Raw genomic sequence first — 22,380 nt, 5'->3', positions numbered from 1 at the left:
TACTCATGCCGGAGCACTAAAGCAAAAAGCTGCTCTCCAAAAAGAGCAGCTTTTCTTTTATTGGATAAATCTCTTCGCCCCAAAATATCCTCTTTCAATCCAGGTTTTGTCGATATATTCAAAACGCACCCCTTTATCTCCCCAGGTATGAAGCATAATGGGTCGCTTTATCTGGCTATTCATATCCACACTGTAAGCGCTTTTGATTTCGCCATATCCGTAGAAGAATCCGACATGACCGATGAAGTTAATATCATCTCTATCATAATTCTTATACGTAGTGGCCGTTGCGTTAAAGATTAAGTCGCCTTTTCTCCATTCTCCCCATTTCACTTCTGTGCCGCCAGAATTCCATTGCTGTCTTGCCCCTCTTCCTACCTTGATACCGGCTCCCACCCATAACGCCGCTTGAGTAAAAGAGCTGCAATCAAAATAGTCTGTGGTGAATTCAGAGGTGAAGATTCCTCTAGCGCCATACTTATAGGGTGTGCCTAAATAGTTATCAGCTAAGTCCAGTACTTTGTCAGCTTTTACTTCCCATTCTGGTTTTACTGGTGGCAGAAACTTAACGACTTTATCCGAAGCAGAAATATAACCCATTTGCCCGCTGTCATTTTTTACATGGATATAGTCGGTTCTATCCGGACGTTCCGAGGTTATTACTTCAAGAACTTCACCGGCGTTGACGTATCCAATTAGCTTTTCGGATTTGTTATAGGCGGCGGTTCTTGTCAAGGTTTCGACCTTATCCCCAGCTGCTACCTTAATATAGCTGATAGGCGCAGGTTGAACTACGACTGGTGTAGGCTCCGGTGCTGGCTCAGGTTCAACGATTATGGGACCAGATTCAGGCTCCAGTTCTTCCGGTAACCCGATTAACACTTGTTTGACAATTTTAACAGAAGCAGAAATATAACCCATTTGCCCGCTGTCATTTTTTACATGGATATAGTCGGTTCTATCCGGACGTTCCGAGGTTATTACTTCAAGAACTTCACCGGCGTTGACGTATCCAATTAGCTTTTCGGATTTGTTATAGGCGGCGGTTCTTGTCAAGGTTTCGACCTTATCCCCAGCTGCTACCTTAATATAGCTGATAGGCGCAGGTTGAACTACGACTGGTGTAGGCTCCGGTGCTGGCTCAGGTTCAACGATTATGGGACCAGATTCAGGCTCCAGTTCTTCCGGTAACCCGATTAACACTTGTTTGACAATTTTAACAGAAGCAGAAATATAACCCATTTGCCCGCTGTCATTTTTTACATGGATATAGTCGATTCTATCCGGACGCTCCGAGGTAATCACTTCAAGAACTTCACCGGCGTTAACGTATCCAATTAACTTTTCGGATTTGTTATAGGCGGCGGTTCTTGTCAAGACTTCGACCTTATCCCCAGCCGCTACGGTAACATAAGTGGGGGTCTCAGGTTCTTGCTGCATGCTAGTGGAGCGAATCGTGATATATTGGCCAGTCTCAATATAATCCCAATTTGGAAGCTGCGGATTTAATGACTTTAGCGTTTCCAATGTCATTCCCAATTTTATTGCTATCTTAAATAAGGAATCGTCTTGCAGAACTTTATATCTCTCCGGAATTAATAGTTCCTGTCCTGGATAAATGGCATCGGAAGATAAACCATTATAAAGTTTAAGCCCTTCGACCGTAAAATTGAACTTATTTGCAATTTTCAACAGGCTGTCTTCATCTTGAACCGTATATGTACTTGAAGCGTAGGTAACTGAACCGAATAACAGTGAAAAAATTAACATCATAATTAAAGCTATTCTTCTCATGGCTTTCCTCCTCGTTATTGGTAATTAATCCTATCAATTGTAACCTTTGTTACTTCTGTATCCCATGATAACTCCCGACACAATAGTTGTCAATATAATCCAATTATAGAAAAAAATATAAGTTTATACAAAACTCTACCTACTTCGCCTTTGGTTTCTTTTCCTTGTATTACCAATGGAACCAAATATCATCTGTAAGACTATTATTTTTATTTTTACCCAGTATTTTAAGCTACTCTCCCGCTTCCATATGATGTTATCGTTATATGAGATTACCAAACTACGTAAATCTGTCTAAAACATCAAATGAGAGGAATTTCAGCATGAAAAAGCTAAAATTATTACATATTGCCTTAAGCGGCTCGTTGCTTCTCGGTGGCTTACTAACAGGCTTTGCCCCTACTTCCTCTGCCGCTTCCTTAGGTCAAGAGGTGGCTGATCGGGCTCAGGACTATATCAACTATAAGATAACTGATTTTCAATCCGCAGATTTTGTTTCCTTTGTCTATGCCAAGGAAGGAGTCCGATTACCAGATAGCTTGAGAGAATTAAGCAAGCAAGGAGAGCTCATCCTAAAACCAGAACAATTGAAGCAAGGTGATGTTTTATTTTTTGGGACAAGCAAGTCGCATCTGATTGCAACAGGTATCTATATAGGCAATGGAGAATTTGTTATTGCCTATCAACCTTATGAGCGGATAAAGAAGATGAATCTTCGCACCAGTGAGGTAGCAAAAAAATATTTTCTTGGCGCCAAGAGAATTCAGGGTAAAAATACGTCATCACCTGCCTGGAACGTAACAGCGGATCGGGTTATTACTGAAGGGATGAAACATTTGGGTGTACCATACAAGCTCGGAGCTGACTATAAAAAGGATGGCTCGATGAGATTCGATTGCAGCTCTTTCACTCAATACGTTTTTGCAAAAGCAGCCGGCTTTGAGCTAAAACGGACATCCAGAGCTCAATTTTTAAACGACGGAAGTAGGCAGCTTAAGCGAGAACAGCTTCGAAAAGGAGATCTTGTCTTTTTTACCACTGAAAATAACTACGAAAAATACAAAGCAGGCGATTATCGCCGAAATGGGCATGTTGGTATTGTTAAGGAAGTTCGTGCTGACGGCTCAATTGATGTCCTTCACAGCTTCCCAAAAGGCGGTGTGATTATTCAAACCATGGATGCCAAGAAGAATAATTATTTGTCTAAGACCTTCCTTTATGGGAAACGAGTGATTGCTGATAATGGAACAGAAGCACGCGATGTAGCGATGGCTAAAACAGGATTAACAGAACGTAAATAAGCGGTTAGATCTAAAAAAGCTCGGCGCACCAACCTGTCTACAGGCTGTCGCCGAGCTTTTTGGCAGGGGGATTAATTTCTGCTGCCTTTTTTCGTATTCAACATAAACAAGCTCGCAATCTTATTAATTCTGAATATTTTGACTATTTTAAATGAATGTGTTATGATTAGTACAAGGATAAGGCAACGACGTTATAATTATCAAAAGGAGGAATGAGGATCATGTCTTTCGCGAACTTTGACGAAATCTATAGAGTTTGCTGCGAACTATCGGAACCTGAAGAACATTCTTTACATTGGGTACATCACTTAGCTTTAGACAATCATGGCGAAGTTGGGATGCCAGGACGCAAGAAGAGAATCGCTCGATGGAAAAGCAGCAGACCCCCTCTTCCGCTACCAATTAAAGAAGTCTCAGAGGAACTTTTAATCTAAGCAGAAGATGTCAACTTCAAAATTAAATTAATAAAGGGAAGTGAACGACATGTCGGTTCTAACTCTTGATGACCTTGAGGTACCCAGCATAGTAACTCCAAACTTTATGGAACAGCATTTGCTCAAGCCTCTCTATCCTTTGATACAAACTCGATTGAGTGATGTCGGGGTAGTCATAACTGATCGACATTCGAAGATTCGCTATATTAATCGAGCGTTTACTAAGATAACAGGATATAATTTTAAAGAAATAAAAGGGAAAAACCCTAGGATATTGCAATCAGGTTATCATGATAACTCCTTTTATCAAACCATGTGGCAATCTATCATCCGAACCGGACAATGGATAGGAGAAGTATTAGATCGACGAAAAGACGGTAATATCTATCTTGAGTCCTTGCATATTATTGCGTTGAAAAATGACAAAGAGGAAGTAACTGGATATATTGGTATCATCACGGACATTACGGAGTACGAAGCAACAGAGTCTCAGACACGCTGTATTGAGGATTCGTGATCAATTATACGCTGTGGTAATGGCCAAAGGCTTTATGGATTCCGAAGCAATCAGACTCAGTCAAAGATTGGATAAAGTGCTCAACCATTACTACAGTCAAACTCAGGTTCCCTATAGAAAGGCATGAGTACGTTTTTAGATCGCCTAGGGGAGGAGATGATCAGCCATGATTTCTCCTATGATCTTAAACCTCTTGTTCATTGCATGTGCCATTCTTTTCATCACTTTCATCGTTTGGGTGTTGAATCTATTTTATTGGTCAGTAGATAAACTGGCAGCCCTACTCGACAAATACCATAAAAATTAAGTAAGCAATAAATATGAAAAGCCCCTTTAGACCTTTATATGGACTAAGGGGCTTTTCTTGATGTTGAATTCTCATAGCATGAAAAACATAAAATGGTTTCCCCATCTAGCTTAACTCCGTTTAGGAACCCCGCATGACAGAAGATTTCCTTTTTACAGTAATGACAAAAATCTACGCGTTCAAGTTCCATTCAGGCAACCCTCCATTAGCGCCTCGTCCCTACCCTAATGTTTGTTAAAACGTTGGCAATACTGGAAAAGGTGCACAAGTAATGTTACAACCACCTCTTGGGGTACCTTTTGCTCTTAAATACATTGAAGTACAAGAAAAAAAACATGATGATGAGTACCGCTGTTACGGCAATACAAGGTAAAAATCCCCAACCTGCTTCCGTATTGATCACTACAACAGCGCTCGCTGCAGCGGGAGGGTGTACCATGTTAGAGATAACCATCAAAAATACAACTACCGCTAAGGTAATTCCAATGGTAATATGACTTTTCCCGAATACATCCCAAATGACTAACGCCGCAGCAGTTGAAAGAATATGACCGCCAAGGATATTACGCGGCTGGGAAAACGGACCGTCACGAACTACGCACACCAGCAAACAGCTTGCTGCAATGGGTCCTAGAACCATTGGAAACCCCAGCGCGACAGCAATGATGCTAATTAGGCTAATAGCAATTAACCCACCTAGAGCCGAAATGATATTATCAGATAGTCTGGGATTGGAGTCGCTGTGACTTAAGTTGAAGTTCTCCAATTGACCACGATCTTCACCTGAATACTCGCCTTTTAAGTACATCTAACACATCCCTTTTCTAAGAAAATCCGCAACAAAATTGTCATAAAATCTACCACACTTTTTATTATAGAACACATCACACTAATTTTGTATATATTTTCAAAAATTAAATTTTAACTACATCCTCATCATCCTGCATTAGATTCCCATATTTGTGACTTTTATCACGGTGGATAGTAGATGAAAGCGATATCCTTAGATTATCTAACATCATAGGATGGGGGTTGAATGTATGAAAAAAAGTATCACCCGGCAGTTGGGGTTCATCATGGTTTCTCTGATCTTTGCTTCCCTACTGATTACCTCTGTTTCCAACTATTGGGTAGCGTATAATAAAACCTACGAAGCTGCCGGAATTGAGGCAGTAGGTTGTGCCAACATCACGACAGGTCTCGTTGACCCACAAGTTGTTGAAGAGATCTTAAAAGGCAACGAGGAAAAACGTACGGAGCTGCAAAACACATTAGATTGGACTACCGATCATAAAGAGATTTTTGAAACACACTATGTTTTGTCACTAGATGGAAATGTGTTAGCGGCTGATGCTAAATTACAGAAACAAGGTTTTCGCGCAGGTGACAAGTTTTATATCAATCAAGAGGTTTTAGAAATGATATATAAAACTAAACATCCTCACTATTCCCCTATTTACAGCTTTGGTGGGATGAAACGCATTACGGGCTATGCTCCCATCTTCAAAGATCATGATCCAACAAAGGAAATGATTGCCTTGAATGCGATTGACTTTAACGCAAAAATAGTCCAGACGAGAACATTAGAAACGGTTGCTTATTCTTTTGTGCTCGGTTTATTGCCATTGAGTTTGGTATGTATTGTAACCATCTGGTTGATTAGAAGAAAAACGGAGCCTATTGGTGAACTTATTGAATACGCTAGAGAGGTATCCAGAGGAAATTTAACCGTGAAAGATATTACGCTAAAAAATAATGATGAGCTCGGAGAATTGGCCCTGACACTGAATCAGATGGCCAAAAATCTGCGTGATATTATCCACAAAGTTAGTCATAGTGCCCAAAAGGTGGCAGCTTCTTCTGAAACCCTGACGACAAATGCAAAGCAAACCAGCTATGCAACAGAACAGATTGCAAGTACTATGTTCGAGATTGCTTCTCGCGTAGATCAACAACTAGCATCGGTAGAGAAAACGTCAGAGACTTTTGATACCATGACAAAGCAGGTTCAACAAATTACCAAAACCACTGATGTAGTCTCCTCTACTGTTCAAGTCGCTGCTGAAAAAGCAACCGAGGGAGGACAAACCATCCGTACAGCGGTACAGCAGATAAACTCTATTCATGAAACCGTAAAGGGGTTAGAAGAAAGTATAAAAAGCTTAGGGGAACGATCCCATTCGATTGGCCAAATTATTGAAGTGATAACAGGGATTGCCTCACAGACGAATTTATTAGCTTTAAATGCAGCGATTGAAGCCGCCAGAGCAGGAGAGCATGGACGAGGGTTTGCTGTCGTGGCTGATGAGGTTCGAAAGCTAGCAGAACAGTCTGCTGGCTCAGCACAGCAAATTTCTGACCTTATTTCCTCTATTCAAGAAGAAACACAGCGTGCCATTCTATCGATGGATAGTGCTACAAAAGAAGTGGTATCCGGGATTACAATTGTAAACACAGCCGGTTCCTCCTTTAATCAAATCCATGACTCCGTTAATCGAGTAAGAACACAGATACACGATGTCTCTTTAGCAGTAAAACACATGACGTCATGCACCGAACAGACTTTACATTCCATGCAATTCATACATGAAGTATCCCAAGCTGCTGCAGCCAGCACACAAGAAGTATCTTCTTCCGCAGAAGATCAAGGAGCCTCCATGGAGAAGATCACTCGTTCCGCTTTGGAGCTATCCCATATGGCCGAAGACTTACATAGACTTCTAGGAAAGTTCAAGCTTTAACAATACAAACAATGAACCTAATGTCCGACTAATCCTAACCGTAATTTCAGAGAAAATTAAAAGAAGCAGGCATTCGCTCTGCTTCTTTTGTTTTCTATTTCTCCAATACAGGCATTGGATAGTCAGGTTTATAACGCGTTAAATAGGGTTTCTTTGTGTTTTTTCCGCTTCCCTTTTCGATAGTATATATGGAAAGGAAAGACACTAGCCCGTGAAGCAAAATGTATAAGCAGATGGTTCCGAATACATCTAGAGGCAGCCCTTCACGGAAATTTGTATTGATGACCATGAGAATGGAAGTAGCCAGCGCAATACTAGTAATGCTTACTATTTTTTGGAACTTGCTCCATACCTGGAAATGGGATACTAATAGGAAAAGTAAAATAACGATTGAGGTGTAGACAATTAGGACATTCCAGACTCCTTCCCCCCCAAGGTAAAACCGAAACAAGTATAGGATCAAGGTACTAATCACTCCTGAAAAATAACCGCCGTAAAGAATTGCGATGAAAAGCGGGATGGTTCGGAGATCTAAGATATAGCCCGGTAGGATATGAAAAGGATATAACATGCACAGAACTATAGAAATAGAGCAGACGATACCCAGCCTAAGTTTTGTGCTTTGAAGTGAAAAATCTTTAGAACAGAAAAAGATAAACAGTAATGGTAATAGGGCAAATGAGATATTAATAAGTAAGTTTGCCGTGCCGGTCATGATCAACCTCCCTTTCCCCAGAGCTCTATAAACCTATCTTAAACGATTGTTCTCCCTTTGGGGTTGAAGGTTTTGTGAACAAACTAATAAATCAAGGTATGGGAAATTCTAGAAGTTGTCGTTGAGATCAAGCTGCCGATAGAATAACTGTCGACAGCCAGCAATTAACTTTACCCAGATGTTGAAATAACTCCTTGTTTTCGAAGGAATTCCAATTGTTCATCGTTCAGAGCTAAAGTCGCTTTTAATACTTCCACTGTGTGCTGTCCCAGTCCTGGCCTGCCCACTCAAGGCTGCCTGGCGTTTTACTCAATTTAGGTACGATTCCAGGCACTTTTAGCTTACCGATTCCTTCGACTTCAATTTCTTGGATCATGTCTCTTGCCTGATAGTGAGGATCAGAGACGATATCCTCAATGGAATAAATGGATCCGGAAGGAACCCCTGCTTCATCCAAGATAGATAGGATGTCTTTTAAATCTAATCTCATTGTCCATTTCTCAATGAGGGAATCAAGAAGGGCTGCATATTTTGAGCGAGCGGCATTATTCTGGAACCTAGAATCATTTGCGAGCTCTGAGTGACCAATGGCGACCATGAGGCGTCTGAATATACCATCCCCATTTGCTCCAATCACAACATATTTTCCATCTCGGCATAGATAGGTATTTGAGGGTGTAATACCAGGGAGTGTGCTTCCTGTTCTTTCCCTAATTACCCCTGTCCGATCATATTCGGGCAGCATGCTTTCCATAAAGCTAAAGACCGATTCGTAGAGTGCTACGTCGATGCATTGACCTTGTCCTGTTCCTTTCACATCCCGATGGTATACGGCCATCATAACTCCGATTACGGCGTAAAGGGAAGAGATTGAATCACCGATGCTAATTCCGACTCGGGTTGGGGGGCGGTCAGGGTACCCGGTTAAATAACGAAGGCCACCCATCGCTTCCCCTATCGAGCCGAATCCAGGCTTATCGCGATAGGGTCCGTCTTGGCCATATCCGGAAACTCGAACCATGATAAGTCCCGGGTTGAGTTCCCTCAGTTGCTCGTATCCAAGGCCCCATTTTTCTAGAGTACCTGGACGGAAGTTCTCGATGATGATGTCCACTTCTTTTGCGAAGTGACGAATTAATCCTTGTCCTTCAGGATGGCGGAGATCAATGGCAATGGACTTTTTATTCCTGGATTGGACATGCCACCATAGGCTTGTTCCGTTTTCCACTACACGCCAGGTCCTGATCGGGTCTCCGCCGTCAGGGCTTTCCACTTTAATGACTTCTGCACCAAATTCAGCAAACAACCGGCCAGCCGAAGGGCCAGCGATCAGCTGTCCCATTTCCAATATTTTTAATCCTTCTAGTGCTTTTGGCTTCATTACATGACCTCCAAACATGAATTCTATCCTATCGCAGCACCTTTCATCTGCGGTCTACTTCTCATCAAAAGGATATCGCTCATAGAAATGATATTGAGTCCATATTGTTGACTAAATTGCTGGAGCTCAGGCCAGTCTGCGACTTCTCCACGAACGTTTAAGATCTCACAGACATAGGCTATCGATTCGTTGCAAGAGAGCTGAGCCAAGGAAACAGCTGCCTCGGCAATTCCAAATTCCTTTCCGGAACGGATACCGTGGCTAATAAGAGGAAAAACATGACCAGGACGTTTAAAATCATCGTCGGTGGTACTAGGGTCTAGAAAGGCTTTAATCGTATCTGATCGTTCGTGAGCTGAGATGCCAGTTGTCGTTGTTTTATAATCAACGGAAACGGTAAAATCTTTACTTGAATGATGAAAAGGATATTCTTTCATCGATGGCAGCTGCAGCTGCAGTGCCAGTTGCTCTGGAATGCAGACATATACGAGGCCTTTTGCTTTTTTTATCATAAAATTAACCGTTTCCGGACTTGCGTTGATGGCAAGGTCCATCAGATACCCGATGTTCCCGTTAAGGTCATCAAAGATAATAACAGGCATTCCTGACATGACTAAACCCCTCTCTTTACAAGTGAGTGCATTCTCTTGCTTTGCTTACATCTTTCTGGATTTGTTGTTTTAGAGCTGGGAGACCACTAAACTTCTGTTCATGTCGAATGAATTGTATAATTTCGATTTGCAGCGTTTCTCCGTAAATTTCTGTATTAAAGTCAAGTATATGGACTTCTACTGTAAGCTCGTCCTGTGCAACGGTTGGCCTTGTACCGATATTCATTACCCCTTGGTACTGTCTTTCCATTCGTCTCACCTGAACGGCATAGACTCCTTTGGGAAACGATTCAAAAGGATCAATAGGGGATAGATTAGCCGTGGGAAAGCCGATTTTCCTCCCCAGCTTTTCTCCATGCACTACCAAGCCTTGCAAAACCTTGGATGTTACTTGCCGATTCATAGACAACGCCCTTTCTTTTTAGGGTAGAAGAAAGAGAGGTCTGCGTGGGATGCAGCTCCTCTCTATGAATCTCATGTCTACGCTAGTTAGTCCCTAAATGACTCTTTTAGCAGACAGTAGACCTCATGATCTAATTTTTCAGCTAGATCTGCATTGTAGGTCTTTACATATGCAGGCTCTATGCTTATTTTTCCACCGTAAAAGATCACATCCTCTACGGATTGAATATCTACCGTAACCACTCGATATTTCATAGTTCTTTCGATGATGTCGGATACCAAAGCCGTTCCCTTAATGGAATAACAGCTGCCCGCTCCGATCACTCCCAGTATGATGGAAGGATACTTCTCGATATTTTTGGCGCTGGAAGCTTTATGCCCTACGGCAAAGCTGATCTGATCTCCCTTAGGACTAGCTAGGAGCCAAGAGATCACATCTAGATTAGGTTCTCCTGTCTCTGCGTCCTTAGTAATGAGGGAGACAATTTTCTCGCCCTGCAGAGTATTAATCAGTTCTGCGCTTAATTGATCAAGAACTTTGCTCATGTCTTTCATCCTTTCAAGATGGAGTGTTTACACCATTTCTACACCCTTAACTTTAACAAAACGGAAGGTAGAGACCATGGTATCATACTGATACCCGACAATAGCTTGCTTTCCATTCGTTAGAATGGGAGTAATGATAAGGTAAGGCCGTTGGGCAAGCCGATTAATGACCTCCTCCTCGGGGAGGGAGCCGTTTTGAATATCTTCAATGTTATCCTTTTCCGATGCTCGCTGCGGGTTCATCATGGCATAGGAGAATGGGGTAGGGTAAGCTAAGGATTTCGCGCCACCAGGCATGAGTTTTGCCAATCCTTCGATTTCTTCTCGTGTAATGCGATAAATACTTTGATTTTCAAAGGGAATTCCATGATTACTCATCCAAGCCTTCGTTACATCGTAGCTGGGATTCCCCGTTTTACCATACAGAGTCCACTTATCCATGTTTATCTTCCCCTTTCATAATTCCTACCTATTGATTTTCAGCAGCTGAAGCAACTTCGAGATGAGCCAACAAGCTTTTCTCTACGGTTTTGTTTGTAGTAGGAGCCACTTGCTTTACGGGCAACCGAATGCCTGCCTGTTCAAGCAGTGGTAGAACTTCTTGATTGAAGTATGGCATTTCTTCCATATAATCCAGGAACGAAACAAGGGTTCCGGAGATACCGGTCTTGGTCATGCGAATCATTTCCTCTGCGACTTGTTCTGGTGTTCCGACAAGAGACCATCCGCCCCATCCGGCAATGAAATTCTCTCTAGCCTTTGTCAAGAATTCATGGGAGTTGGAGGAAGATTGCATACCGAACATATCGCAGATAATATTGGCTACCTCCCAATCTCCTTGTTCCCTTACATAGTAGTCGTAGAATTCTTTGGCTTCCTTCTCTGTTGGTCGGCAGACGACAAAGCTGGTCGTAAAGGTATTGATTTCCCGGCGATAATCATCCCATGCCAGCTTCTGCATATAGTTGGTCCAGTCTCTTCCGTGTTCGATAGATTCCATATAGCCGAAATTGAAGTCCGAGAAGCGAGCTGCAAATTGTCGCCCTGCCTTGGAGGTTCCAGCGCTGATGAGGACGGGGCGAGGGTTCTGAACGGGCTTCGGACTCTGCCATCCGTCCTTGATCTCAAAGAACTCTCCCTTATGGTCAAAGTATTGCTCCGACCACATCTTCAGCACGACTTCCATCCATTCTGTTGCGTATCGGTAGCCTTTGTCATGCTCCATCTTGGTGCCATTGAACATTTCCATTTCCTTCGGGAACCAACCTACCACGGTATTTAACCCGATACGTCCTTGAGAAATGTCATCGATAGTGGAGAGCATCTTCGACGCTACGATTGGATGCATCGTTGGTACATGAGACGTGCAGAAAAGATAAATTTTTTCTGTTACGGCTGCCATTGCTGCTGCCCATGTATACGTTTCCATACATTGTCCATTGAAATTGCTCGGGCCTCCGAAGCCTCTCCATCGAGCAACCGGAACGATACACTCATAACCGGCATCTTCCATCATTTTGGCAATTTTCACATTGGTTTCAAAGTTGGGTTTGAAAGTTGTATCGGCCACCGTCATGGAGCATGAGTTATTCACATTCGGACCGAATATGCCCAACTTCAACTTATTTTCATTAAACATTGGATTTCCTGCTTCACGGAATAGTTCAAAACGGCTCATTTTAAATCCCCCATTTATTAAAATATTTTTACGCCATGTACACGTCTCTGACTTGGACAAAACGGAAGGTTGAGACCATGGTTTCGTATTGATAGCCGATTATGACTTGGGTTCCGTTGGTAAGAATAGGCGTAATCATCAAATGGGGGCTGAGCTGCAGGCGGGCTAGTATATCGTTTTCCGATAAGCTCCCGCTCTGAATTTCTTCTACGATCACGCGATCGACAGCCCGTTGAGGATTCATCATCGCGTAGGAGAAACCATCCGGATAAACAAGAGATTTAGCACCTCCAGGAACCTGACTTGCTAGCTTTTCTATTTCCTCTCGCGTCATTTGGTAGACGCTCTTATCATCATGGGGGATACCATGATTTCTTAACCATGCCTTTGTGACTTCATAACTGGGATTTCCTGATTTGCCAAATAGCGTCCAATTTACCATCTGATGATTCCCATCCCTTCTTTTCATTCCGGTAGTTAAAAGTACTGCAAGCTATTCTCTTGTCGCTGCTGCTTCTCTATGCCCAGCAATCTCCTGCTGAAGCTTTGTTTTAGCAGGAGATTGCGGATTTGGAAGACGGACTCCAGCCTGCTCTAATAGAGGGAGAACGGTTTCATTGAAATAAGGCATTTCTTCCATATAATCAACAAAAGATAGTAAAGTTCCTGATATACCTGACTTGGAAATGTTTACGAGATTCTCCGCCACTTGTTCAGGTGTACCGACGAGAGCCCATCCGCCCCAGCCAGCAATGAAATTCTCACGAAAATTCTTCATGAATTCCTCAGACTGGGAGGCTGCATCAATGTTAAAGAGGCTGCAGATCATTTCCATAACTTCATAATCGCCTTGCTCTCTAACATAGTGGTTATAGAAGTCCCATGCTTCTTTTTCTGTTGGGCGGCATACCACGAAGGAGGTCGTAAAGGTGTTAATATCTCGGCGGTATCCATCCCATGCCAGTTTTTTCATATGTTCCGTCCATTTTCTACCCTGCTCATATGTTTCAAGGAATGAGAAGTGGAAATCAGCAAATCTTGCAGCGAAATTCATTCCAGCCGTGGATGATCCGGCGTTGATCAGGACGGGGCGAGGGCTCTGAACAGGCTTAGGCTCCTGCCAGCCATCTTTAATTTCAAAGAATTCTCCCTTGTGATCAAAGTACTGTTCCGACCACATCTTCAAGACGACCTCAATCCATTCTGTCGAGTAGCGGTAGCCTTTATCATGCTCCATCTTTTTCCCGCCAAACATTTCAAGCTCTTTCGGGAACCAGCCATTTACAATGTTGAGCCCGATTCTTCCCTGAGAGATATCATCGATAGTCGAAATCATTTTGGATGCAACAATCGGATGCATCGTAGGAACATGGGAAGTGCAAAATAGATAGATTTTTTCCGTTATCGCAGCCATGGCCGCTGCCCATGTATACGTTTCCATACATCTTCCATTAAAGTTGCTCGGACCGCCAAATCCGCGCCAGCGCGCAACGGGAATAATGCATTCGTATCCAGCATTCTCCATCATTTTGGCGATTTGGGCATTGGTTTTGAAATCGGGAGTAAAGGAAGTTTCCGCTAAAGTCATGGAGCAGGAATTGTTCACATTGGGACCGAAGATTCCAAGCTTTAATTGGTTGTCATTAAACATGGGGTTACCGGCTTCGCGAAATACATCAAAACGACTCATCAATTGCCTCCCTTTAATAGAAAACTGGTATGTTTGAAAAGAAAGGGGGAATACTCCCCCTCTACGAGCTAAGTTGGACTTACAATATTTTGAAGGGATCAGTAATCACGTTGCCTGTATCCACCCAGATGCTTTTGACCTGGGTATATTCGAGCATCGCATACCAGCCGTTCTCCCTGCCGATTCCGCTAGCTTTATACCCTCCGAACGGAACGCCGGTAGCCACCTTACGGTAATTGTTGATCCAAACCGTTCCTGCTTTGATCTTAGCTGCTACGCGGTGAGCGCGCTGAACATCCTTCGTCCATACTGCAGAAGCAAGTCCATATGGTGTATCGTTCGCGATTCGGACGGCCTCTTCTTCGGAATCAAAGCGAATGAGACAAACCACCGGACCAAAAATTTCTTCACGCGCAATGCGCATATCATTCGTCACATCGCCAAAAATGGTAGGCTCCACGAAAAATCCATTCTTTAGCTCATTGGTTACCGGACGCTTTCCACCATGAAGGAGAGTCGCGCCTTCTTCAAGACCGATTTGTATATAGCTAAGTACCTTCTGATGTTGTCCTTCAAAAGCAACCGTCCCCATTTCCGTTTCCATGTCCAAAGGATTACCCAAGCGGATTTCGCTTGTTCGCTTTACAAGAGCATCAGCGAACTGATCATAGATGGAGCTGTGCACCAGCACCCGGGATCCAGCCATGCAGGTTTGTCCTGTGGCAGCGAAAATCCCTGCCAGCACGCCATTTACTGCATTAGACATGTCTGCATCATCAAAGATGATATTAGGGGATTTTCCTCCAAGCTCCAGTGATACTTTGGAAAAATGCTCAGCAGAGCTTCTAACAATCCGTCTTCCTGTTTCGGTGGAGCCTGTAAATGCTATTTTTCGAACAAGCGGATGAGTAGATAAGGCCGCTCCTGCGGTGTGACCAAAACCTGTTACCACGTTTACTACACCTGGCGGGAATCCCGCTTCCTGCACGAGTGTCGCCAGCTCTAGAAGTGAAGCTGGAGTTACCTCTGACGGTTTGATGACAATCGTATTACCCGCTGCCAAGGCAGGGCAGAGCTTCCAGAGCGTCAGAAGCAAGGGGGAATTCCAAGGTACGATGGCTCCTACGACACCTAATGGCTCACGAACCGTATAGTTAATCATGTTCGGTACATCGACAGGGATCGTCTCCCCCGTGATCTTGTCGGCGTAACCGGCAAAATAGTAGCACCAATTCGGCAAGCTTTTCACTTGTCCGAGCATTTCTCGAATCAACTTTCCATTATCTACGACTTCACTGATTGCAAGCCTTTCAGCATTCTCAGCAATTAAGTCACCAAGCCTGCGCAGAAGTGCGCCACGCTGACTGCCGGTCATTCTCGACCATTCGCTATCTTCAAAAGCAGCTTGAGCTGCCTGGACAGCGAGATCAATATCCTCCGCCTCTCCCGCTGGCGCAATGGCCCACACTTGCCCCGTGAACGGGTTGACGGATTCTAGCGTTTTACCTGTTACACTATCAACCCATTCATTGTTAATGAACATTTTATATTCTTTAATACCCGTAAAGGGCAACTCATATTTCGTTTTGGTTGTCGTACTCATCCTTCAGACCTCCTATGTATGGTTTTTTTCGTTTTTAAATAGAAATGCCGAAAATGTTCCATGTCATGATAGATATGGGTTTCCATTGCTTTAGCCGCTTTTTCAGGATCTCGGTTGATTAGAGCCTGAAAAATTGCATAATGCTCCAATAGGAAGCTGTCCCCCCGATTGTATTGCTTAATAATAGTGCTACGAAAAAGCCTAATCAGAGAGTGAATGTTTGACATCATCGCTCTTAATCGCAGGTTGCCGCTACTATAGATAATGGATTCATGAAATTGCGTGTTCAAGCAAATAATGTTAGTCAAATCCTTTTGTTGCGTAGCTTTCTCGCTCTCCTTAAGCAAAGACTGCAAGCGCTTCAATTCTTCAGCAGTCATATGCTGAGCTGCCCAATAGGCAGCCACGGACTCCAGTCCCACGCGGACTTGATACAACTCCAATACATCCTCAAGCGATGGAGATACTACCATAATGATTCCTTCCCTATTGACCAATAGTCCATTGCTTTCCAGCTTTCGGAATGCTTCTCGAACCGGACTTCGACTAACGCCAAAATCCTGAGCTACCTTCGTATCTATCAATCTTTCACCAGAAGCGAACTCTCCTTCGAGAATTGCTTGTTCTAAAACCTGATAGATTTGTTCATATAAAGGATGTTCTCTTCTAAGCTGTTGCATTTTCCTACCTTCCCCTCCCCCTTCCTGTTGAGTATACAGTAGCTTGTCGACTGCTCACTCTTTTATATAGCAAGGTTCGTGCCATATTAATAACTGGATTTTTTCGGTCTTTTTGTCTATTTTTCATATACTTTCATTCAGATTATCGTCTAATATCTAGACAGTTGTCTATACTTTTGATAATATTTAAATAAGATGTTAAATTCAAAATATTATAGAGCTTAGGTGGTGTTAATCATATTCTCTTCCCTTGACACCCTAGAAATGGATATGTCCTTTCTAACTAACATTTTTGATGCCATCTACGATGGTCTTAAGATCGTCGATAAGGAGGGGCATTTTGTTTTTATTAACCGAGCCGCTGAAAGAAATATGGAGATTAAGCGGGAAGAATGGATTGGTAGGCATATAACGGAGCTTCTTCCTAATTCTGTCCTGCTCGATGCGTTGAAAGGGACTCCACAGGTTCACCGCCATAATTTTGCATTAAACAAAAACTTCATCGTCCATGCCTCCCCACTTCGGATAAACGGAGAAATTGTGGGTGCCGTCTCTACGCATAAGGATGACAATGAAATCGAGAGATTAAAAGTTTCCTTCGATAGCCTAAACCAGTATGTTCATTTTTTGCAAAATGAACTACATCGCGCGAAGGTCCTTCCGCCAGAAATGAAAGATTATATTGTTTCCAAGGATAGCCCGCTTGTGAACGAATTAACTAAGCTTAGCAAAGTTGCTCCTACCGATATCCCGGTCTTGATTAGGGGTGAAAGTGGTGTAGGTAAGGAACTGATAGCAAAAAATACCCATGCATTATCGCACCGAATGGGTAAGCCTTATGTCACGATCAATTGCGCAGCGATTCCTGAAGCGCTATTAGAAAGCGAGTTGTTCGGCTACGAAGAAGGTTCTTTTACGGGAGCCAAGCGAAGTGGGAAAAAAGGCAAGTTTGAATTGGCTAACGGGGGAACCATTTTTCTCGACGAAATTGGGGATATGAGCTATCATCTTCAAGCAAAGCTGTTACGCGTTCTTCAGCAAAAAGAAATTGTCAGAGTGGGTGGAAATGATATGATCCCCTTAGACGTTCGCGTAATTGCGGCGACCAACCGTAACCTGGAGGAGATGATGGCAAACGGAGAGTTCAGAGAGGATTTATTTTATAGACTTAATGGCATCTCCTTGAACATCCCCCCCTTGCGGAAACGTAAAATGGACATTGACATGCTCATTACCCACTTCCTAAAGGAATTTTCCTATAAATATAATCGAACCATCGCGATCAGCAAGGAAGCTCAGCAGTTTCTTTTAAACTACCCTCTTCCAGGAAACGTAAGAGAATTAAAAAGTATCCTGGAACATGGCTTTGTCCTTGCTCAAGGCCACGAAATTCAACTAGCTGATTTTCCTGAGGCTACCATTGGCTTCGAACACCGTGCACTGGAGAAAGTAACTATCCTGAAACCTAGTGAAAATGAGTTAAGTCTCCTTCCACTAGACTCCTTGGATCTTGCTGAGAATGTGAAGAAATTGGAAGTTTCACTTCTAGTCAAAGCGTTAAAAAGCTCGAACAACAATAAATCTAAAGCTATTAAAGTGCTAGGCATCTCCCGTCAGTCCTTTTATGAAAAACTGAAAAAATACGAAAAAGAAATCGCATGCTATCTATAAAAAATGGCTGGGTAAGCCCCAGCTATTTTTTGTTAAATTAATTATTATAGGATTACTAAGGTCAGCTTTACATTTCCTGATACCTATCTCCCCATCTTTTCCAGCATATCCAGATAGAAGACTTGAAGAAACTTTTTGATATTCACTTTGCCTTTCGCCGAGCGGTCCCCCTCTTTTTCGATCCTGATCATCTCCAATCGAACCTCGTGAAAGTCAAAGTATCGAGTCGCATAATGCTCAAACTTAGGGTGAGTGTAATCGGTTAGCCCTAATGAGGCTAAATGGGACAAGGAAGTTAGAACAAGTCGACGCAAGCGCTGTTCTATCGCTTTGCCTTCTCGAGCAATCTCTGTTGGGTCGGATTTTGTTCGCATGGCCATCATGTCATAGAGATCTTTAAGCGGAGGCAAGGAGTTTCCTTGCCTTTTGGCTAACACCTCCATCATAGCAATTATTTCCTCGCCGCCGCTTTCTCCAACAACGCCCAAGTCGCTTAAGATGGATACAACGACGTCACGAACGGTCACATGCTTGGGTGTTGATGAAGCAGGTGGCGAGAAAGAATCCAGACCACTTAGTGACTGCCTAATAGCCCAAAGCGAACGCTGAAGATGCATGTGCTCCTTTACCCTTTGAAGCACATTGGTCACTTCGATACGGTTAATTGGCTTATGAATAAAAAACTCGACGCCCATTTGATATGCTTCTCCAACCATATCTTTATTAACAACTTGGGAAAGCATTACAAATTTCCCGAGGTAGCCTCTTTCTTTAAGCGCTTTGATTGTGCCGATTCCATCTAAGTCAGGCATTAATAAATCAATCAAGACGACTTCGGGTTGTTCTACCTCCACCTTAGAGATTGCTTCCCACCCGTTTTCAGCCGTGCCTACCACCAAGCCGCCCTCGTTTCCCTCGATGATCTGCGTAAGCATTCGGCGGCAAACGGGATCATCATCTACGATCAGAACTTTAAAGCTCACTTCTAATCCCCTCCTTCCTTTAACTCTTGAGTGGGTATCGTAATGTTGAATTTTGTGCTTCCTGCTCTTGAGGCGATGCTAATTTCTCCATGGAAGGATTGAACAATATCTCTAACGTGCGACAGTCCAATTCCAGTAGCTGCCACGCCTTTGTCATTATATTTGGTGGTAAATCCTGCTTCAAATACTAGTCCCAGATCCTCTGGGATGATCCCGACTCCATTATCCTCTACTGCAAACTGAGTTGTCTCCTCGTCTGCTCTTATGTGCATGATAATGCTTCCTTGGTCCTCCATGGCTTCTACCGCATTTGCAGCTAGGTTGTTTAATGTCGTTAGAAGCGGTACGTAGTGAATGGTGGAATAATCTCCTTCGACTTCATAGGAGATCGTAACGTTTTTGCGTAGTACCCCGGCATATTTCATATTCGCTTTGGATACAAATTCAAGAACTTGGGATAAGCTCATCCGCATCACCGTCTCTCGGTCCACGAGATTTGACAAGCCAGCTAAGATACGTTGAGAATCTTTTTTTACTTCATGAATTTGTTGCGAGATCTCGAGGGCTTGCCAGCTTAGCTCAGACTGTCCCGACTCCTTCAACCTGCGATAAAGATGGTAGCTTTTGGCCGTAATTTGCTCGATGTCATCCATCGATTTTTGTAAATACAACGTCTCTCCATAGAGTCCAGAGCCAATTTGCAGCATTTGATCCATACGTTTCTTCTGTTCAGCGTGAAGTGCCCTCAAACGGTGAATGGATAGACTATTATAGAGTCCTAGGATAAAGTAACTGCGAAAAAAAGCTACACTTGCAAAATATAAGACTACGTCATATTGAAAGTATAATCCGTCTACTAATAAGTATCGAATAGAATATTCCGCCATATTGGCTAGTACGTCGACCAAGGCAATAAAAATTCCAAAACGGAAAGGAACAAAGTCCGAATCTTCTCTTCGAATAAAACGTAGACCTACAGCAAAAATCAGATAATAGAATGCGGAGGGCAAATGGGTTTGCAAGCTATATAAAAAAGAATAAGATTCCGATTCCAGTAAACGGTCTAATCCCACTCGAAAAACTAAAACCAAAGAGCTTGTTACCAAGCCGGTTAAGAACCAGGAGATATAAGGAAAAAGCAGAAGCGACAATAATAAAACGCTGCTCCCTAATCCAAAGCGAAAAGCGTCTCCGCTAAAAGGACTAATGCTCACTTCAGCGGCAAGAACCGTTGTGAAGGCGGTAAGTAAAATGGGTCTGAGTTGCGAACGCACAAACTGCCTAATCCCCCTTATTTATGCAGGAAGCAGCCAACCATGCTGGTTCGCTGCTCCCCTCCAACTATGCCGCATCTAAAGTAGATGAAACATTATTCTTTTTTCTTTTGATCCATTGTAGCATAAAAATGGTGAAAAGAGTTCCGACACCTAATAGATCTGTAATGAAACCGGGAACAATGAGCAGCAATCCTGCCCCGCCAGTCAGAATACGCTGCCACCAAGCCATGGGGAGATATCCGTACCCGATAAGTCCTGCACTAACCCCAATCATACCAAGCAAGGAGGTTGCAATGACCCAGGATGCCTCACTCCAAGTCGCATCAATTAGCAAGAGCTCCGGAGACATCACAAACACATAAGGAATAATAAACGCCGCTATCGCCAGTTTTGTGGAATTAAGACCAGTAAGCATAGGCTTCGACTTAGCGATCCCCGAAGCGGCGAAAGCTGCCAAAGCCACAGGTGGTGTAATATCCGCTACGATACCAAAATAGAACGTAAACATATGAGCGGCCAGAGCAGGTTTCCCAAGTGCAATAATAGCCGGTGCCGCAATGGTAGAAGTGATAATATAATTGGCTGTTGTCGGTGTTCCCATTCCTAGGAGGATGGATGCAATCATCGTCAAGAATAGGGTTAAGAGAATGATCCCTCCTGAAAAGTCCAATAAACCATTAGCAAACTTCAATCCCACACCAGTCAAGGTCACAACTCCCACAATAATCCCTGCGCAGGCGGTTGCCGCCGCTACGCCTAAGGCAGATCGAGCCCCGGTTTCAAGGGCTTGAAGAATATCCCTAAAAGACATTCTCGTTTCCTTGCGGAAAGAACCCACGATGACGGCTACTACTATCGCATATAAGGCAGAGCGGATTGGGGAAACCCCCATGATCAGGAAAGCAATAATCGCGATGATGGGTAGTAGAAGGTAAGACTTCTTCCACACTTCTTTTCGGTCTGGAAGCTCTTCTTCGGTTAATCCTCGAAGCCCTAAGCGCTTGGCTTCTAAGTGAACCATAATCCAAATCCCCGTAAAGTAGAGAACAGCGGGAATGGCTGCTGCTAATGCAATCTCCCAATAAGGAATGCCTGTGAATTCGGCCATCAGAAAGGCCGCCGCCCCCATGATGGGTGGCATGATCTGTCCCCCTGTAGAGGAGGCTGCTTCGACTGCGCCAGCAAATTCAGGGCGGTATCCGAGTCGCTTCATCATCGGGATGGTAAACGACCCTGAGGTAACTACGTTCGCTACTGAGCTTCCGCTTATCGTCCCTTGAAGTGCACTCGAGAATACCGCCACTTTAGCGGGTCCCCCAATCCGCTTTCCTGCAACAACAAGAGCTAAGTCGTTAAAATACGCACCGACTCCGGTTTTTTCAAGAAAAGCGCCGAAGAGTAGGAATAAGAATATAAAGGTAGCTGAAACCGCTAGGGGAGTTCCAAATATCCCTTCTAGGGTGAAAAATTGATGGCTAATCAGCCGTTCTACCGAGACCCCGCGATGGGCAAAAAAGCCGGGAAGCTCTTTTCCATAAAGGGCGTAAAGCATAAAAACAACAGCGATGACCACAATAGGCATGCCTACGACTCGGCGAGCCGCCTCTAGCACGAGTAGAATCGCGAGTCCACCGACGATTAGGTCAGTCTGATTGAAATTCCCAACCCGAGTAAACAGAGACTCATAGTTAAATACCCAGTACAAGCTGACGGCCATTGATACGACAGACAGGATTCCATCCTGCCAGGAAACCCTTGTTCGATCGCCTTTTTTCGTAGCTGGAAACAATAGAAAAATGAGTCCAAGGGCAAAGGCTAAGTGAATGGATCGATGAAGCTGTGCTGGAGGGGGAGGAAAAATAGATACATAAATCTGGTAGATGGAAAAACCGATCGCCAGAATGGAGACAATCCAACTCATTGTTCCCAGCAGGTTCCGGTAACTGGATTCTTTATCATATTTAGATAGCAACTGCTGCATTTGTTTGTCGTCTGACAATCTCGTTCACTCCTTTAAGTTTAGTACATAAAAAGAGGAGGATTTCCTCC

Annotated in this window: 22 protein-coding genes; 6 read left to right on the top strand and 16 right to left on the bottom strand. The window is 43.5% G+C overall.

Annotation, left to right across the window (positions count from 1 at the left end):
* Positions 1–57: 57 nt before the first annotated feature.
* Entirely contained in the window at positions 58–1,794 is a 1,737-nt protein-coding gene (locus tag EIZ58_RS05785) for a LysM peptidoglycan-binding domain-containing protein (protein ID WP_134699530.1), read from the bottom strand.
* 323 nt (positions 1,795–2,117) lie between these two features.
* Here EIZ58_RS05785 and EIZ58_RS05780 point away from each other — a divergent pair, with 323 nt between their 5' ends.
* From EIZ58_RS05780 to EIZ58_RS35115, 4 genes are all read left to right on the top strand, one after another.
* Entirely contained in the window at positions 2,118–3,095 is a 978-nt protein-coding gene (locus EIZ58_RS05780; protein ID WP_167577519.1) for a C40 family peptidase, read from the top strand.
* 221 nt (positions 3,096–3,316) lie between these two features.
* The gene (locus EIZ58_RS05775; protein WP_134699528.1) at positions 3,317–3,529 is read left to right on the top strand and encodes a hypothetical protein; all 213 of its coding nucleotides are present in this window, start codon (positions 3,317–3,319) and stop codon (positions 3,527–3,529) included.
* Between the two features lie 49 nt (positions 3,530–3,578).
* Positions 3,579–4,046, top strand: a complete 468-nt coding sequence (locus EIZ58_RS05770; protein ID WP_134699527.1) for a PAS domain-containing protein — start codon at positions 3,579–3,581, stop codon at positions 4,044–4,046.
* Positions 4,047–4,065: 19 nt separating this feature from the next.
* Positions 4,066–4,173, top strand: coding sequence for an aspartyl-phosphate phosphatase Spo0E family protein (locus EIZ58_RS35115; protein WP_370297625.1), 108 nt, complete (start codon positions 4,066–4,068; stop codon positions 4,171–4,173).
* 454 nt (positions 4,174–4,627) lie between these two features.
* Here EIZ58_RS35115 and EIZ58_RS05760 read toward each other — a convergent pair whose 3' ends face one another.
* Positions 4,628–5,161, bottom strand: a complete 534-nt coding sequence (locus tag EIZ58_RS05760) for an HPP family protein (protein ID WP_134699525.1) — start codon at positions 5,159–5,161, stop codon at positions 4,628–4,630.
* A 232-nt stretch (positions 5,162–5,393) separates the two neighbouring features.
* On the opposite strand from EIZ58_RS05760, the gene EIZ58_RS05755 reads away from it, so the two are divergent.
* Positions 5,394–7,094 carry a methyl-accepting chemotaxis protein gene (locus EIZ58_RS05755; protein WP_134699524.1) on the top strand — a complete coding sequence of 567 codons (1,701 nt, stop codon included), beginning with the start codon at positions 5,394–5,396 and terminating at the stop codon, positions 7,092–7,094.
* A 94-nt stretch (positions 7,095–7,188) separates the two neighbouring features.
* On the opposite strand, the gene EIZ58_RS05750 is transcribed toward EIZ58_RS05755, so the two are convergent.
* The 11 genes from EIZ58_RS05750 to EIZ58_RS05700 form a co-directional block, all read right to left on the bottom strand.
* Positions 7,189–7,809 (bottom strand): LytS/YhcK type 5TM receptor domain-containing protein, encoded by a 621-nt coding sequence (locus tag EIZ58_RS05750; protein ID WP_134699523.1) that lies wholly within the window; start codon positions 7,807–7,809, stop codon positions 7,189–7,191.
* A gap of 244 nt (positions 7,810–8,053) precedes the next feature.
* Entirely contained in the window at positions 8,054–9,190 is a 1,137-nt protein-coding gene (locus tag EIZ58_RS05745) for a CaiB/BaiF CoA transferase family protein (RefSeq protein ID WP_483296321.1), read from the bottom strand.
* 23 nt (positions 9,191–9,213) lie between these two features.
* On the bottom strand, positions 9,214–9,801 hold the full coding sequence (locus tag EIZ58_RS05740) for a 3,4-dihydroxy-2-butanone-4-phosphate synthase (RefSeq protein ID WP_134699522.1): 588 nt from the start codon (positions 9,799–9,801) through the stop codon (positions 9,214–9,216).
* Positions 9,802–9,817: 16 nt separating this feature from the next.
* Positions 9,818–10,204: a riboflavin kinase gene (locus tag EIZ58_RS05735; protein ID WP_134699521.1), complete on the bottom strand. Its 387-nt coding sequence runs from the start codon at positions 10,202–10,204 to the stop codon at positions 9,818–9,820.
* Between the two features lie 86 nt (positions 10,205–10,290).
* Positions 10,291–10,749: a PNPOx family protein gene (locus EIZ58_RS05730; RefSeq protein ID WP_134699520.1), complete on the bottom strand. Its 459-nt coding sequence runs from the start codon at positions 10,747–10,749 to the stop codon at positions 10,291–10,293.
* Positions 10,750–10,776: 27 nt separating this feature from the next.
* Complete coding sequence (locus EIZ58_RS05725) at positions 10,777–11,190, bottom strand: thioredoxin domain-containing protein (protein ID WP_134699519.1); 414 nt, start codon at positions 11,188–11,190, stop codon at positions 10,777–10,779.
* Positions 11,191–11,218: 28 nt separating this feature from the next.
* Entirely contained in the window at positions 11,219–12,427 is a 1,209-nt protein-coding gene (locus EIZ58_RS05720) for an LLM class flavin-dependent oxidoreductase (RefSeq protein ID WP_134699518.1), read from the bottom strand.
* A gap of 28 nt (positions 12,428–12,455) precedes the next feature.
* Positions 12,456–12,869 (bottom strand): thioredoxin domain-containing protein, encoded by a 414-nt coding sequence (locus EIZ58_RS05715; protein ID WP_134699517.1) that lies wholly within the window; start codon positions 12,867–12,869, stop codon positions 12,456–12,458.
* Positions 12,870–12,920: 51 nt separating this feature from the next.
* Positions 12,921–14,117: an LLM class flavin-dependent oxidoreductase gene (locus EIZ58_RS05710; protein WP_134699516.1), complete on the bottom strand. Its 1,197-nt coding sequence runs from the start codon at positions 14,115–14,117 to the stop codon at positions 12,921–12,923.
* A 79-nt stretch (positions 14,118–14,196) separates the two neighbouring features.
* Positions 14,197–15,720: an aldehyde dehydrogenase gene (locus tag EIZ58_RS05705; protein WP_134699515.1), complete on the bottom strand. Its 1,524-nt coding sequence runs from the start codon at positions 15,718–15,720 to the stop codon at positions 14,197–14,199.
* Positions 15,717–16,400, bottom strand: coding sequence for a GntR family transcriptional regulator (locus tag EIZ58_RS05700; protein ID WP_134699514.1), 684 nt, complete (start codon positions 16,398–16,400; stop codon positions 15,717–15,719). The genes EIZ58_RS05705 and EIZ58_RS05700 overlap by 4 nt, the downstream gene beginning before the upstream one ends.
* 264 nt (positions 16,401–16,664) lie before the next feature.
* Here EIZ58_RS05700 and EIZ58_RS05695 point away from each other — a divergent pair, with 264 nt between their 5' ends.
* Complete coding sequence (locus EIZ58_RS05695) at positions 16,665–18,071, top strand: sigma-54 interaction domain-containing protein (RefSeq protein ID WP_167577518.1); 1,407 nt, start codon at positions 16,665–16,667, stop codon at positions 18,069–18,071.
* An 83-nt stretch (positions 18,072–18,154) separates the two neighbouring features.
* Here EIZ58_RS05695 and EIZ58_RS05690 read toward each other — a convergent pair whose 3' ends face one another.
* The 3 genes from EIZ58_RS05690 to EIZ58_RS05680 form a co-directional block, all read right to left on the bottom strand.
* Positions 18,155–19,054, bottom strand: coding sequence for a response regulator (locus EIZ58_RS05690; RefSeq protein ID WP_134699512.1), 900 nt, complete (start codon positions 19,052–19,054; stop codon positions 18,155–18,157).
* Positions 19,055–19,056: 2 nt separating this feature from the next.
* A complete protein-coding gene (locus EIZ58_RS05685) occupies positions 19,057–20,328 on the bottom strand; it encodes a sensor histidine kinase (RefSeq protein WP_134699511.1) in 1,272 nt (423 codons plus the stop codon).
* Positions 20,329–20,395: 67 nt separating this feature from the next.
* On the bottom strand, positions 20,396–22,312 hold the full coding sequence (locus EIZ58_RS05680; RefSeq protein ID WP_134699662.1) for a TRAP transporter permease: 1,917 nt from the start codon (positions 22,310–22,312) through the stop codon (positions 20,396–20,398).
* Between the last annotated feature and the right edge of the window lie 68 nt (positions 22,313–22,380).

Origin of the sequence: Ammoniphilus sp. YIM 78166 (genome assembly GCF_004522215.1) — a bacterium.
Lineage (GTDB): Bacteria > Bacillota > Bacilli > Aneurinibacillales > RAOX-1 > YIM-78166.
The sequence above is the reverse complement of the archived record's forward strand: the minus strand, read 5'-3'. Positions and strand labels throughout refer to the sequence as shown.